The sequence below is a fragment of the Methanomassiliicoccus luminyensis B10 genome (genome assembly GCF_000308215.1).
Taxonomy (GTDB): domain Archaea; phylum Thermoplasmatota; class Thermoplasmata; order Methanomassiliicoccales; family Methanomassiliicoccaceae; genus Methanomassiliicoccus; species Methanomassiliicoccus luminyensis.
This window is the reverse complement of the sequence record NZ_CAJE01000003.1, coordinates 1-13,879: the sequence shown is the minus strand read 5'-3', so window position 1 is coordinate 13,879 and position 13,879 is coordinate 1. Positions and strand designations below refer to the sequence as shown.

8 protein-coding genes and 1 pseudogene are annotated in these 13,879 nt (G+C 56.6%); 3 read left to right on the top strand and 6 right to left on the bottom strand.

Features of this window, described 5'->3' with window-relative positions:
• Window positions 1–30 precede the first annotated feature (30 nt).
• Window positions 31–627, bottom strand: coding sequence for a dihydrofolate reductase family protein (locus WYS_RS00255; protein WP_019176150.1), 597 nt, complete (start codon window positions 625–627; stop codon window positions 31–33).
• A 284-nt stretch (window positions 628–911) separates the two neighbouring features.
• On the opposite strand from WYS_RS00255, the gene map reads away from it, so the two are divergent.
• A complete protein-coding gene (gene map / locus WYS_RS00250) occupies window positions 912–1,799 on the top strand; it encodes a type II methionyl aminopeptidase (protein ID WP_019176149.1) in 888 nt (295 codons plus the stop codon).
• 556 nt (window positions 1,800–2,355) lie between these two features.
• Window positions 2,356–3,045, top strand: a complete 690-nt coding sequence (locus WYS_RS00245) for a hypothetical protein (protein WP_019176148.1) — start codon at window positions 2,356–2,358, stop codon at window positions 3,043–3,045.
• Between the two features lie 41 nt (window positions 3,046–3,086).
• Here WYS_RS00245 and WYS_RS00240 read toward each other — a convergent pair whose 3' ends face one another.
• The 4 genes and pseudogenes from WYS_RS00240 to WYS_RS00225 all read right to left on the bottom strand — a co-directional run bounded on the left by WYS_RS00240 (window position 3,087) and on the right by WYS_RS00225 (window position 11,110).
• Window positions 3,087–5,108 carry a DUF4118 domain-containing protein gene (locus WYS_RS00240; protein WP_019176147.1) on the bottom strand — a complete coding sequence of 674 codons (2,022 nt, stop codon included), beginning with the start codon at window positions 5,106–5,108 and terminating at the stop codon, window positions 3,087–3,089.
• Window positions 5,109–5,112: 4 nt separating this feature from the next.
• Window positions 5,113–7,563: a potassium-transporting ATPase subunit KdpA gene (gene kdpA / locus WYS_RS00235; RefSeq protein ID WP_019176146.1), complete on the bottom strand. Its 2,451-nt coding sequence runs from the start codon at window positions 7,561–7,563 to the stop codon at window positions 5,113–5,115.
• Window positions 7,560–9,625: pseudogene (gene kdpB / locus WYS_RS00230) on the bottom strand (potassium-transporting ATPase subunit KdpB). Before kdpB ends, kdpA begins: the two are co-directional and overlap by 4 nt.
• Before the next feature lie 432 nt (window positions 9,626–10,057).
• Window positions 10,058–11,110, bottom strand: coding sequence for an NAD(P)/FAD-dependent oxidoreductase (locus WYS_RS00225; RefSeq protein ID WP_019176144.1), 1,053 nt, complete (start codon window positions 11,108–11,110; stop codon window positions 10,058–10,060).
• Between the two features lie 415 nt (window positions 11,111–11,525).
• On the opposite strand from WYS_RS00225, the gene WYS_RS00220 reads away from it, so the two are divergent.
• On the top strand, window positions 11,526–12,185 hold the full coding sequence (locus WYS_RS00220; protein ID WP_162137663.1) for an HAD family hydrolase: 660 nt from the start codon (window positions 11,526–11,528) through the stop codon (window positions 12,183–12,185).
• A gap of 955 nt (window positions 12,186–13,140) precedes the next feature.
• On the opposite strand, the gene WYS_RS00215 is transcribed toward WYS_RS00220, so the two are convergent.
• Window positions 13,141–13,879: hypothetical protein (locus WYS_RS00215; protein WP_236993944.1), on the bottom strand; the 739-nt coding region annotated here is incomplete at its 5' end.

Below are 13,879 nucleotides of genomic sequence, written 5' to 3'. Positions count from 1 at the left end.
CCATCCCCTGGGAACTCGGTCATCTTGTTCTCAGAAGGACCCTGTCTCGACTTCTCCGGCGCGCTGGTAGCTGGCTACGATGACCCCTTTCGGTGAGACTTTACTGTCGATCAGCCTGAACGCCGCTGGAACAGTGCCTTCGGCAAACAAGCGCTTTCCCGGGCCGAGCGTCAGTGGAAATATTTTTAGCCAAAGCTCATCGATCAGATTGTGCTTTAGGAGGGTCTGGATCAGATCGCTGCTGCCATGTACCTGAAGCTCGGGACCCTTCTGCGCCTTGAGGTCCGTTATCGCCTTCACTACATCGTCATGCAGTTGAACCGACCGCTCCCATGTGAGCTGCAAGGGATGCTTTGAGGCGACGTACTTGGTCGCCTGGTTGAACCCCATGTCTTCCTCCTGGTGATACGGCCAATAGGAAGCAAAGATATCGTACGTTTTCCTGCCCAGAAGGAGGTCGAATGGCCTTCCCATCTGCTCGGCCATTATCTTGTTCATGAACTCATCGAAATAGGGAGCCGTCCAGCCGCCATACTTGAAACCGCCGGTGACATCCTCTTCCGGTCCGCCAGGCGCCTGAATGACGCCATCCATCGTGACGAAGGAGAGAACGGTGACCTTCCTCATGCTGTTTTTTAGCCAGGCTCCGGCATTAATAGTTTGTGAACGTTCCCGAGTATCGCCCACATACTGAACCAGGTGACTATACTCGGCATTCAGAGTTATATGAACACAATATGAGGCCAGTTCACAGATCCTTTTATTTTTCTCTTGCAGCACAAATATATTTCTACGCAGGAAAAAAACTTTATCTCCATTCTCATTTCACAATGAACGAAGATAGTTCTCAAGGACGATAGATCATCATGAGTTGTCCATATGCAACAGAGGCAAGGCACGAGGGACCTTAGATGGATCAGGACGCCTTAGATAGCATAATCAAAGCCGGAGCAGTGACGAGGGAGGCTCGTCAGCTCGGGGCGGGCATGATCGGGGAAGGCGTAAGCCTGCTGAGCGTGGCCGAGGAAGTGGAAGCTCTCATCGAGAAGAGAGGGGCGAAGCCTGCATTTCCCGTCAATATCAGCATCAACCAGATCGCTGCCCACTATACTCCGGCCTCGAATGATGCTTCCACCTTCCGTCGAGGGGACGTGGTGAAGCTGGATGTCGGAGCGCATGTGAACGGCTACATGGGCGACACCGCGGTAACGGTCGAGGTAGGTACGAGGAACTGGTCCAGCTTGATCGATGCCCCGTCTAAAGCACTCTCGATGGTGATCGATATGATCAGTGAAGGAGTACCTATCAGCGCCATCGGAGGCACGATCGAGACAGGTATAAAAAGCAATGGTTTCGTGCCGATCCGCAACCTTGCCGGTCATGAGATCAAACGGCACAATCTGCACTCGGGCCTGTCGATCTCGAACTATGATGACGGCAACATCACGAAGGTTCACAACGACATGCTGCTGGCCATCGAGCCGTTCGCAACCGATGGAGCGGGGGAGGTCGGCAATTCGAAGCCGGGAAACATTTACATATTTCAAAGGGACCGTGAGATCAAGGACGCCGGTGCGAACCGCCTTTTCGACATGATCAAGGACGAGTTCGGAAGCCTGGCTTTCTGTGAGAGGTGGTGCACGGCCCTCGATCCCAAAGCTTCCGCACACCTTAGGACCCTGGTCAGGTATGGAGCGATCCATGCCTATCCGATCCTAACCGAAGTGAAGGGCGGGATGGTCTCCCAGACCGAGCACACCATACTCATAAACGGCTCCAGGGCCCAGGTGACGACCTAGAGCGCGAAGATCACGATCTTTTCTGATGCAAGGTTCGACGTGCGTTGTGGGGGGGGAAGGGGATCGAAAGCGACCTTTTTCTTGGCCGAGTAAAGGTCACTATCTTTTTTTTCCAGACGTAGCGGACCTTTCCCTGATTGCCAATCCCCAGGGAAATAATACCCATGGTGAAATGAAGCGCCTGCCGATATTGGACATCCTTGAGCCGCTCATCCTTGACCGCCCAAATGCAGAACCGGGATGCTGGACTCCAGAGGCATAGTGAGCACCGAGCCACTTATCCCGGCCGTCTCCTGCCACGGCATCAACAGCTCTACACTCAGCCGGCGTTCGGTCCGCTAATGATTCAAGTGATGCTAGAAGTCGGGACCGTTTCAAGTGAGGGGACCTCCGACCGACCGGCGGACAACTTGCACTCGACGAATGTCAGGCATAGGACCGCTGGTGAAAAGCAGCCTAATGGATGCCGCCGCTCATACGACAAGGTAGAGTAGTTCCCCGAACTCTAAACCGGTGAAAGAGAAAATACAAATTCAATTAGGGCGTACTGCTCAGTATGCAGCGCTGCAGCCCATCCCGGGTGGAGGGATGGCGTCAAGCACTGTTAAGACGGTACAAGGCCAGTGAGCACTACCGCAGCCGCTATACTCAGCAGTCCAAGGACCATTATGCGGCGGTGCTCGATTTTCTGGCCTGGTTCGAGGGGGAGAAGGTCCGGCATAGCGTGCTCAAGGAGCACTTCGTGGTCCAGAGGGAATCGACCAACCGGCGGTTGAGGATCGTGGCGGAGACGGTCATACCGGGAAAGCCGATGGCCCATCGCCCGGCCCCTCCCGAGAAGAGGATGTACGTTCATCAACTGTCAGTGATACTCGACGGCCTGATCGAGGCCGGCTTCGTGGAGCGGCACGAAGAACGCCCGGTCACCCGGCACGGCGAGGAAAGGCAAAGGCCCCAGGTCTTTTATAAGGTGGCCGCCAGCCAGATGGGTGAGCTATTGGACCCTGAGCTCAGCGTGACGATAGCGAAAGAGCGAGCTCCAGAGCAAGAGGACTCGTCATTCTGGGGCGCGATCAGGGAGAGGCTGCGGGAGATCGATCTCGATTCATCCGCCGTCGACGACGTCACTTTTTGTGCAGCTATGGAAGAGATAGCCAGAGCTATCGCAAACCCGGGCAGGAAATTGCTTGCGGCGAAGGATGATGGCGAACCCAGGAAAAAAGCAGCGAAAGATGAAGGCTACTGACGCTCCTGTCCTCCGGGACGTTCCACAGAACAAGGCGCTGCTCATTTCTGAGCTTGCGATCCGGTCGCTTCATGTCCCTCGGCTTGTTTGCCTGATCGGGACAGCTGGTTCCAGAAATGTATCCTTTCGATGGCCAGAGCGGTCTGGCTGGTGAACGCCTCGATCAGCCGCTCCTGCTCCAGCCTGATTATCCCATCCCGCTCCTCGGGCTTGATACCCATCACTCCCACCACCCCACTGGGGGTACGCAGGGGATAGAACTTGAGAACAGCGGAGGAGAGGGTGTCAGTGTCCTTCCCTGAGGCTTGGCCGTTCCGGTAGGTCCAATCGGCGGCGGTCATCTCCTTCTCGTCCAGGTCCAGGCCGCTATCGGAGAAGACCACTCCAAGGCAGCTTCCATAAGGCAGCAGATAAGCGGAGAGGCAGTTGCAGGACCTCTTCACGTGCCCGCTGACCGTCTCCAGCGCGCGTTCGATATCATTGGCGCTGGCCAGATCGATGCTCAGCGCGTACAGCGCGGAAGTGTACTCCTCTCTCCTCTGCGCCGCTGCGGCGTTGTCCCTCGATCGGACCACCAGCAGGCTGATCACCACCCCCACGAACAGGAAGGCGGCGAAGGTGACCAGGTATTCGGTGTCGATGATCCGCAAGCTGAAGTGGGGAGCCACGAAGAAAAAGTCGAACATCAGGACGCTCAGTGTCGCGGTGAAGACCGCCTTCCACAGGCCCCAGGTGACCGCCGCCACAACCACTCCGATCAGGTAGAACATGACTAGGTTCGTGGGGGACAAGTATGGCTTGAGGAAGTAGGCGATTATGGTTACGATCATTACTAGCCACGTGCAGTAAAAGTAGCGGTTCTTGACGGACGGCTGCTTCGGCCGGGCCTCGCGTTCGCCGCCCTTGCGCTCCTTCTCCCCCTCTCCGGTAATGACCAAGACATCTATCGGCCCGCTCAGGCTGACGATCTGATTAGCCACCGATCCGAGGATCAGCTCCTGCCACCGCGGCCGAGGCGGGCGTCCCACGATGATCCTGATGACATTGTTCTTCCGGGCGAAGCGGACGACCTCCTCGGCAATGGAAACGCCGAAGCTAGTGGCCGTCTTCGCTCCCATCTCAGCGGCGATCTCCAGCCCGCGCATGGCCTCCATGCGGTCCTTCCGGGAGAAGCGGCTGTGGGCGGGGGTCTCCACATAGATCGCGTACCATTCCGCCCGGAGCTCATCGGCCAGCCGGCGGGCCGTCCGCACCAGCCGCTCATTCAGCGCCCGGCTGTTACCAATGCACACCAGCAAGGTCTCGCTCGCCGGCCAGGGGCCAGGGATGGAGCGCATCTTCATGTACTCGAGCATCTGTTCGTCGACGTGGTCGGCGGCCCGGCGAAAGGTCATCTCCCGGAGCGCGATGAGATTGCCCTCGGTGAAGAAGTTCTCCACCGCGATAGCCGCCTGAGAGGGGATGTACACCTTGCCCTCCCAGAACCTCTGCATCAGCTCGTTGGGGGGGATGTCCACGATCTTGATCTCATTGGCCCCGTCCAGCACCGAGTCGGGAATGGTCTCGTGGACCTTCACCCCAGTGATCTGGGCGACCGCGTCGTTCATGCTGTCGAGATGCTGGATGTTGAGGGTCGTGTACACGTCAATGCCCGCTTCGAGCAGCTCCTGCACGTCCTGGTACCGCTTGAGGTGCCGCGAGCCGGGGGCGTTGGTGTGCGCGAACTCGTCCACCAGGGCCAGCTCGGGCCGCCTCGCTATCACCGCATCGATGTCTGGTTCCTTGAGCTGGAGGCCACGGTGCTCGGCTCCCCGGGGCGGCACGACCTCCAGGCCTGCCAGCAAGGCTTCGGTCTCCTTGCGGCCGTGCGATTCCAGAAGGGCGACGGCCACGTCTGTCCCCCGGTCCTGGCGGCGGTGGGCGTCCTCCAGCATGGCGTAGGTCTTCCCCACGCCGGCGGAGTAGCCAAGGAAGACCTTTAGCTTGCCGCGCGAACGCTTCTCTTCCTCCTTGACCACTTGCTGGAGCAGCTCGTCCGGGTTCGGCCGCCGATCCTCCGCCATCGGTTCACCCCCCTCCCATCATCAAGAACTCTACGATGGGCCCTAATGCCAAGGCGAGGAAATAACTTAGCGCCCCGAGGATCACTACCACGCCGATCAACCAGGCTATGAACAATGGGGTGTGTGTGGGCAGCGAGCCGGGGTTCGGCGGCACGATGTTCTTCTCGCTCAGTGCCCCGGCCAGGGCCAGGATCAGGACCAGGACCGGGAACCGGCCCAGGAGCATGGCGATGGCCAGGATGCAGTTGTAAAATGGAGTGCCGGCGGTGAGGCCGGCGAAGGCGCTCCCGTTGTTGTTGGCGGCCGAGGTGAGGGCGTACAGTATCTCCGTGAACCCATGCGGTCCGGGATTGAGAGGCCCCGCCCTTCCCTCGGGCAGCATGACCGCGAGCGCCGTTCCCACCAGGACTATGGTGATCGGGATCAGTACGATGATGGTGCACAGCTTCATCTCATGGGGTCCGATCTTCTTTCCCAGGTAATCGGGCATCCGGCCGATCATCAGGCCGGCTATGAACACCGCGATGAGCACGAACACCAGCATCCCAGCGAGGCCGGAGCCGACCCCTCCGAAGACCACTTCGCCGAACTGCATCAGGAGCAAGGGGGCCATGCCTCCCAGCGCCGTATAGGAGTCGTGCATGGAGTTCACTGCCCCGGTGGAAGTGGAGGTGGTAGCCACGGCGAAGGTGCACGAGGGCACCACCCCGAACCTCACCTCCTTGCCTTCCATGTTGCCCCCGGGCTGGAGACCATTGGCGATCTGCGATACCCCTAGGCCATCCAGCGCAGGGTTGCCCCCTCCCTCCGCCCATATCGCCAGGCCCAGGAACGCGGCGAAGATCACGATCATCGCTATCAGAAGGACCATTCCCTGCCGGCGGTCCTTGACCATCTCCCCGAAGGCGAAGACCACACCTATGGGGATGAGCATGAGGGCGAAGATCTCCAGCAGGTTGGACAATGGCGTAGGGTTCTCGAACGGATGGGCCGAGTTAGTGTTGAAGAAGCCCCCTCCATTGGTGCCGAGCAGCTTGATGGCCTCCTGCGAGGCCACCGGTCCGACCGGTATGGTCTGCACCGTTATCACGTTGCCTCCCGAGTCGGTCACCGGCTCCAGCAGCTGGGCGGAGATCGAACCGTCCAGCGTCTGCACGCAGCCCTGGGAGACCAGGACGAGGGCCAGGACGAAGGCGATGGGGAGCAGTATCAGCGTGGCCCGGGTGACGTCCTTCCAGAAGTTACCCAGGTCCTTGGCCGTCCTCTGCCTTATGCCCCGCACTAGGGCTATGAGGACCGCCAGGCCAGTGGCCGCGGAGAGGAAGTTCTGAACGGTGAGGCCGACCATCTGGGTGAAATAGCTCATGGTCGTCTCCCCCGTATAGGACTGCCAGTTGGTGTTGGTGACGAAGCTGACCGCGGTATTGAACGCGGTGTCCAGTGATACCGGGCCCATGCCGTCGGGATTGAACGGCAGATACGGCTGGAGGAGCATGACGGCCATGAGGAAGAGGAAGCCGATGAGGTTGAACAGGAGCATGGAGAGCGCGTACATCCTCCAGCTCATCCCCTCATTCCCGATCTTGGACCACCGGTAGAGGCGCGGCTCTATCCTGGATATGGCCTCGGACATCCGGCCGGGCTTCCCGTCATAGGCCGCGGCGATCAGCCTCCCCACGAAAGGGCCGCCGATCAGCAGCAAGGCCGCCAGCATGGCCAGGAAGAGCCAGTCCGTAGTGGTCATTCCCAGCACCCTCTCGTCGGTGGCAGGCACCGCTTTCACTCCGGTGCTCTCGCCCTCGCCGCCCTGGGCCTGCAGCTCGTCCAGGGCGAGATTTAATTTCAGGACGTTGACCGTCCTCTCTCCCAGCAGGTCGAACTGGCGGCCTTCGGTGTTCTGATCCACTAGCGCTTGGATGACCTCCTCGCTCATGTTGCGCTCCCGGGCCACCCTGGACAGCTGGTATTCCGCGCCGGCCACGCTTATATGGGGGTCCAGCCCGCTGGCCGAGGCAGTGACCAGGTCCGAAGGTATGGGCAAGGTATTGTTGGGGTCCACGGCATGCAGCGCGGCGATCCTCGCCTGCGCGACCTCGGTCAGCTTGGTGTTGTCGGGGCCGTAGTTGGACCCGCTGGATAGGGACGCGTTGTACTCGAACCCGGGGGTGGCCGAGGGCCGCCCCCAGAAGTACCGGGGGTCACTGAAGGGTTGGCCGATGAGCTCGGAACCCACCACCGTGCCGTCCTGCACTATCTGGGAGCCATTGGCCTGGTGGGGAAAGACCACCTGAGCCACTCCCGTTACTAGCAGGGGGTAGGCTACCCCGGTGATCAGCATTAGGAGGAGGAAGAGGAACGCCGCCGGCCGGGCCTGCTCCCTCAGCGCTCTGAACGTGGACCGGGTGAAATCGGCGATCCTGGTCGCCGGCCCTCTTCTGTTCATATTTCCGTTCATGCTCCCACCCCCAGCCCCACAGCGGCCAGCATCATGTCGATGAGCTTTATCCCCACGAACGGCACGATCAGGCCGCCCAGGCCATAGACCAGCATGTTTCTGCGCAGGGACTCCGCCGCGGTGAGGGACCGGTACGGACCCCCCGGAGGGCAAGCGGGATCAGCAGCATGATGATGATGGCATTGAATATGACCGCGGAAAGAATGGCCGAGTGCAGCCCCATGAAGTTCAACTTGTCTAGTGCCTGATAGATACCCACGAACGCCGCCGGCACGATGGCGAAATACTTGGCGACGTCATTGGTGATGCTGAAGGTGGTGAGCGCCCCCCGGGTCATCAGGAGCTGTTTCCCCGTCTCCACCACTTCGATGAGCTTGGTCGGGTCACTGTCCAGGTCGACCATGTTGGCGGCCTCCCGGGCAGGCTGCGTCCCGCTGTTCATGGCCACCGCCACGTCCGCTTGGGCCAGCGCGGGAGCGTCGTTGGTCCCGTCCCCAGTCATGGCCACCAGCCGCCCATCGGCCTGGTACTTGCGGATGAGCTTCAGCTTGTTCTCCGGCGTCGCTTCGGCCAGGAAATCATCCACTCCCGCCTCCGCCGCGATGGCCGCCGCGGTCAACTTGTTGTCGCCGGTTATCATTACCGTCTGTATGCCCATGCGGCGGAGCTGGGCGAAACGCTCCTTCATCCCTGGCTTGATGACGTCCTTGAGGTGGATCACCCCCACGGGGTGGTCGTTCACCGCGATCACTAGGGGCGTGCCTCCCGAACGGGCGATGCGGTCAATCTCCTTGGACAGCTTCCCCGGGAGTTCCTGGCGAGGGCTCTCGGCCCGCCCCAGTATGGCGCTGGCCGCCCCCTTGCGGATGGTATCGCCGCGATAGTCCACGCCGCTCATCCTGGTGTGGGCGCTGAAGGGCATGAACTGCATCTCCGAGCGATCGTTCTCTATCTCCTGCTTCCGTTCCGCCAGGCCATATTTTTCTATGGCCAGGGCGACGATGCTGCGTCCTTCCGGGGTCTCGTCGGAGAGCGAGGAAAGAAGGGCATATTCCGCGATCCTCTGGACGTCCTGGCCCTCTCCGGCGATGAACTCCACTGCCTGCCGGTTGCCGAAGGTGATGGTCCCGGTCTTGTCCAGGAGGAGCACGTCCACGTCCCCGGCCGCCTCGATGGCCTGCCCGGAGAAAGCGAGCACGTTCTTCTGGATGAGGCGGTCCATCCCCGCAATGCCGACGGCGCTGAGGAGCCCGCTGATGGTGGTGGGGGCAAGGCAGACCAGCAGGGCGATGAGGACCGTAATGGTGGCCGGGCTGCCCTGTCCGGCCACGTGGACGCCGTAGATGGAGAATGGGAGAAGGGTCGCACAGACGATGATGAAGATGGCGGTAAGGCCGATGAGCAGGGTGTTCAGAGCGATCTCGTTGGGGGTCTTCTGCCTCTTGGCCCCTTCGATGAGGGAGATCATCTTGTCCATGAACCCTTCTCCCGGGTCCGCGGCCGCCCTGACGATCAGCCAGTCGGAGAGTATGCGGGTGCCCCCGGTGACCGCGCTGCGGTCCCCTCCCGATTCCCTGATCACCGGCGCGCTCTCTCCGGTGATGGCGCTCTCGTCGACCGAGGATGCGCCCTCCACCACCTCGCCGTCGACGGGGATGAAGTCCCCGGCCTGGACGTAGAACAGATCGTTCTTGCGGAGGCGGGTCGAGGGGACGGAGGTGATGTCCGGATCGGTGGGCTGAACTCCCCGGGAGACCGCATATCCTTCTCTCAATTTTTTGGCCGGGATGGCGGTCCGCATGCTTCGAAGGGAGTCGGCCTGCGCCTTGCCCCTGCCCTCGGCGAGGGCCTCGGAGTAGTTGGCGAAGACCACCGTGAACCAGAGCCACAGCGAGACCAGGCCGATGAACAGAGGCGAAGCTTCCCCGGTCCAGAACAAGGCTTGGAAAAAGAGCAGCGTGGTTATGACGCTGCCCATCTCCACCACGAACATCACAGGGTTCCTTATGGTGTGCCGGGGGTCCAGTTTGATCAAGGATTGCTTTACGGCCCAGCGCCTTATCCGCTTGTGCTCCTCCTTGCTTACGGCTCGCGACCTCTTCCTCGGTTTGGTGTCCTCCACAACCGCGCCCCCACAAACATGATCACTAAGGCATTCTCTGAGTGAATCCCGAGTGAATCCGAGCGCCGACCCGGCTATAATGCATTTGTACAATGATGTTGTACAGATTCAGGTCCCAGGAGTACGAGGGGGGAATATCCGGGTGAGGTCTTGGATGTGCCCGTTCATGCGACCAAGAGGAACTTTGGGTCGGCCAGTGGGCAACTCGCGCTTGGTTTACCGCTCGCGAGCTGACCGTGTGGTCCTCCAACAAAAACCGATCCAATTCAGAGATGGCTGACTGTTTGAAATCCGTTATTACATATTGGAAGACCACATGTTTCACACCGGCATCGGTATGATGCTGTGGACTGAACGATGATCGATATTGGGTTACCACCCATGTTCCAGCTTACGGACATGGCTCCGATAGAATGGTCTGAAGCCCTGGTTGTTCATCAATTCTCTCATGATGGCCGTCATGTTGGGGCCATATCGGAATGGTTCGACCAATCCCCGCATCATATCATTCGGCATTGCCCTCATCAACTGATACGTTTCATAGAAGCAGGGGTCGGCCAGCGGCGACTGGGGCCAGTTGTTTTGGTACAGCTCGAGGTTCTCATTCATTATCGCCTCCGCGGCCATCCTTCCTGCGGTCAATCCATTCATTATGCCTCCGAATGTTACTGGGTTAGCTTGCGAAGCAGCGTCCCATACCAAGCAGGCTCGCCCCTTAACAATCCGTTCCAGCGGGCCGATGGGAATGGTCCGGTTCTGTTTTTGCAATACCTCACAAGGAGGTGGATCGGGCCCCAGTGGAAATCCCACTTTGGTATGATTCCCGGACGGGAATTCCCATCGGTACTTGCCCTTGTACCGCTCATCAAAGAAGAAAAAGAATCGGTTCTCCATCGATCGATCGACGACATATTGTACAACGTTCATGTAGACCGGCGGTTCGATCTCGAAAAGATCTCGACGGACGACGGAGTGGGCGCCATCAGCCCCCACCAGATAGTCGCAATGGATGTCTTCTTCACCGCAGCTCACTATATATCCCTTGCCCGAACGACGGACCGAATGGACCCTCCCCGTCCTTGCCTCTCCACCCATTGCCAGGAATGGTGCTCGGAGCGCGGCTATCAGCTTGCTCCTGTCGATGACCGCTCCGTCCATGTTAGCGCTTAAAGTGATCCCGCCGGGCCAACGCTCCACAGCTCCACTAATATAGTTCTTGATGAGCTCGGAGCTATCGACGTGCGCCTCGGTCAGGCACTTTAAACTAACGCCCTCCCCGCACATCTCATGGTATCTACCGAAGTCGTCCTTCTCCCTGCATTCGATCAGCAGGACATTCTTGATGGGGCCATCGATCCTGAGCCGACTGGCAACCGATGACCCGGCCGGTCCTCCCCCGACAACGATGACATCATAATGTTCCATGATGTTCCTTTCCTGATCGAATCGAAAACGGCGAGGCAACTAATATCGTATCGTCCGACTGCCAAAGATGGGGATCGACTAGATATCATCCAATGGTCGATGGAGCTATGTGTCTCGTCAAGCAATAGTGCGCCTTATGGCATGAGGGCATGCAAATGGGCCTTGCGGCCGTACACGGCATACTGCCGCTCGCGAGCTGCCCTGCGTTCACCAACGTCGATGAAGCATACAATCGCATGTTCCTTGACGAACTGGCTATAAAGGCCAGCTCGATGAACCTTTTTCTACTTTCAACAAAGCCAATGATGTATCAATGTCAATCATCTGAAGTCAATTGCGCAACCCCTGCTGTCTCGCCCTAGTTCGATATCTATTTCTCCAACCGTTACGTATGGCCATCCGTTTGAGGGGGACCGTGATCAAGCTAGTGGCATTTGATATGGACGGCACACTTACCCAGGAGGCCAGTTCGTGGGATACGCTCTTCCGCATTTATGATCATGACCCCAAACCCTACTATCAATTGTACACGGAAGGGCATATCAACCAGGATGAGTGGGCGGCGTCTAACCTTAGAGAAATAATAAACGCGCACCCTGGTTTGACCGCCCGAGAGATTGAGGACGCCATTATCCGCAATACCCACCTCAGGACGGGGGTCCAGGAGTGCATATCAACGCTTACATCATTTGGAGTCAAGTGCGTCATCATTTCTGCCGGTGCAGAGCCCCTAGCCCGATGGATTGGGGAAAAGGTCAAGTTCCATGATTGGAGGGCCAACTGGTTTGAGATCAGTCCGGACGGATACTTGGTGCCAAACTACGTTCGGAAAGTGAGCTATCTGGGAAAGGAAAAGTGTCTTCATTACTGGATGAAGGAATTCAACATATCCAAGGAAGAGACCGTGGCAGTTGGGGATAGCTGTAATGATGTATGCATGTTCCTAGAGTCCGAACACTCCATAGCGTTCAATCCTACCGACGAGTACGCTTCCACGATGGGCGAAGTCGTTCATGAGGGCAATGATTTGAGGTTGTGCTTAGACACAATAAGGGGTTGGATGGACCAAAAATAGTTATCTGGATAGAGTGATGAGTGGGCTCAGCCGGGACCACTCTTCATCTGAGCCAGATGATGAGAATTGAAATTCAATTATTTCGATAGAACGCAGAGCCAGTCTGACAAACCTATTGCCTCCCAGTATTGGTGAGGTTTTTCTTTCTCTTTCATCAGGCTAGTTCATTTCGAGCCTATCTAGACTTCAAAATGACCATCCAGTAAATTGAAAACTTACATCAACGGACTTCCGTGCAATTTGAGCGTTTTATACGTAGGAAATCGATATAACAATGAAAAGGATACCTTCCATCAATGCAATTTATTAGTCATCTCCTAGCCAAATATGGAGGCCCCTGTTCTTGAAAAGCTATTGCCGGAATTGTGACATAATATCTGATGAAGGTGACCTCTATTGTTCTTGTTGCAGGAGCCTGACCGAGCGAGGACCGCACGTCGAGCGTATGGGCTCAGGTCAGAGAATGTGGGACCCAAATAGCAAGGTCTATGTTGTCCGTTATAAAAATCAAGGAGGGGATCCTGATTCTGGATATAGGTGCAGATTTACATTTCAAATGACAGATTTGGTAAAGTGGGAGACGTTAAGATTATTGAAAAATAACACAGATTCGCACGTTATCTTGGTGAATGACGCCAAGAGTGAGTTGATTAGTGATGAGCCCAATGAGTTGTCTGTTTTGTACATTAATGGTCTAGGAAGAGATAATCGATGCGCCTGGTGTGCTTATTTTAAAAGATTACTAACATCACATATTGAACGAGACGGCTATACCCTAAAGCAGATTGGCAATTGTCCACCCAAAATACGTAACTAGATTCAACCGCCTATGAGCTTGTTATTCACATCTCATATGGCATATGTTAGCTAAAAAACAATGTGGGAACAGGTTAGAATGGCCTGCCTTTTATTATTGCCAGATTGAACCCTTCGAGGAGTCGAAACAACGTTTATATCATCCTGAGTTGGTTTTTAATCCATCTTGGATTTCTTTATTCATCTTTTTAAGATATTCAATCTCTTTTGTCCGGGTCTCATCAATTTTGGGAAAAAGCCATCGGTATAACTTTTCGGTTTCCTGCGTGTAGTATAATATCGGCTGAACAAGAGGAGGATCATCTTGCTGGGATTCCAGATATTGTTTGGCTAATGGATTCCATTTATATGCTCCTCTAAGCTCTTCCAGAGGAAGGCAAATAAACCAATGACTTCCAGTCTCAATATCATATTTTAATTGAGAACCTAGCGGTATTCCTACTACGTGTTGAGTATAATTTCTCAAGTCTTGGACAAACTGAAGGATGGGATCGGTTCTGAATTTTTCCACATTCTTTTGATAGTCTTGGATGGCATAGCCGCAGGAAGTAAACTCCTTAACGAGCGCTCTTGTTTGCTCTATTAGGGGCGAGATGGACGAAAGATAGTTCGATGTTAGCCTCCTGAGGTCGTGCCAGAAGGCGTACATTTTATCTTCATTACCAATGGCCATTAACGAAATGGCCTCATCTGATTTTTCGAACCAAATTAATTTCTTCACTAGCTCAATCGCGTTTTGTTGAAACGCACCATATGTGCTTGCAATATTTCTAATGTGAACCTCATGTCTCCATTCAATAGAGTCCATTACCTGTTTTTGCAGGTCAATCCAGTTGTTAGTACACATCACTACGTTATTATGTGGCAATAATATAGAT

Bases quoted from the DNA above. Each gene is read 5' to 3' on its own strand.
- map (WP_019176149.1), top strand. From the start codon at position 912: ATGGATCAGGACGCCTTAGATAGCATAATCAAAGCCGGAGCAGTGACG.
- WYS_RS00240 (WP_019176147.1), bottom strand. From the start codon at position 5,108: ATGGCGGAGGATCGGCGGCCGAACCCGGACGAGCTGCTCCAGCAAGTG.
- WYS_RS00225 (WP_019176144.1), bottom strand. From the start codon at position 11,110: ATGGAACATTATGATGTCATCGTTGTCGGGGGAGGACCGGCCGGGTCA.
- WYS_RS00245 (WP_019176148.1), top strand. From the start codon at position 2,356: ATGCAGCGCTGCAGCCCATCCCGGGTGGAGGGATGGCGTCAAGCACTG.
- WYS_RS00255 (WP_019176150.1), bottom strand. From the start codon at position 627: ATGAGGAAGGTCACCGTTCTCTCCTTCGTCACGATGGATGGCGTCATT.
- kdpA (WP_019176146.1), bottom strand. From the start codon at position 7,563: ATGAACGGAAATATGAACAGAAGAGGGCCGGCGACCAGGATCGCCGAT.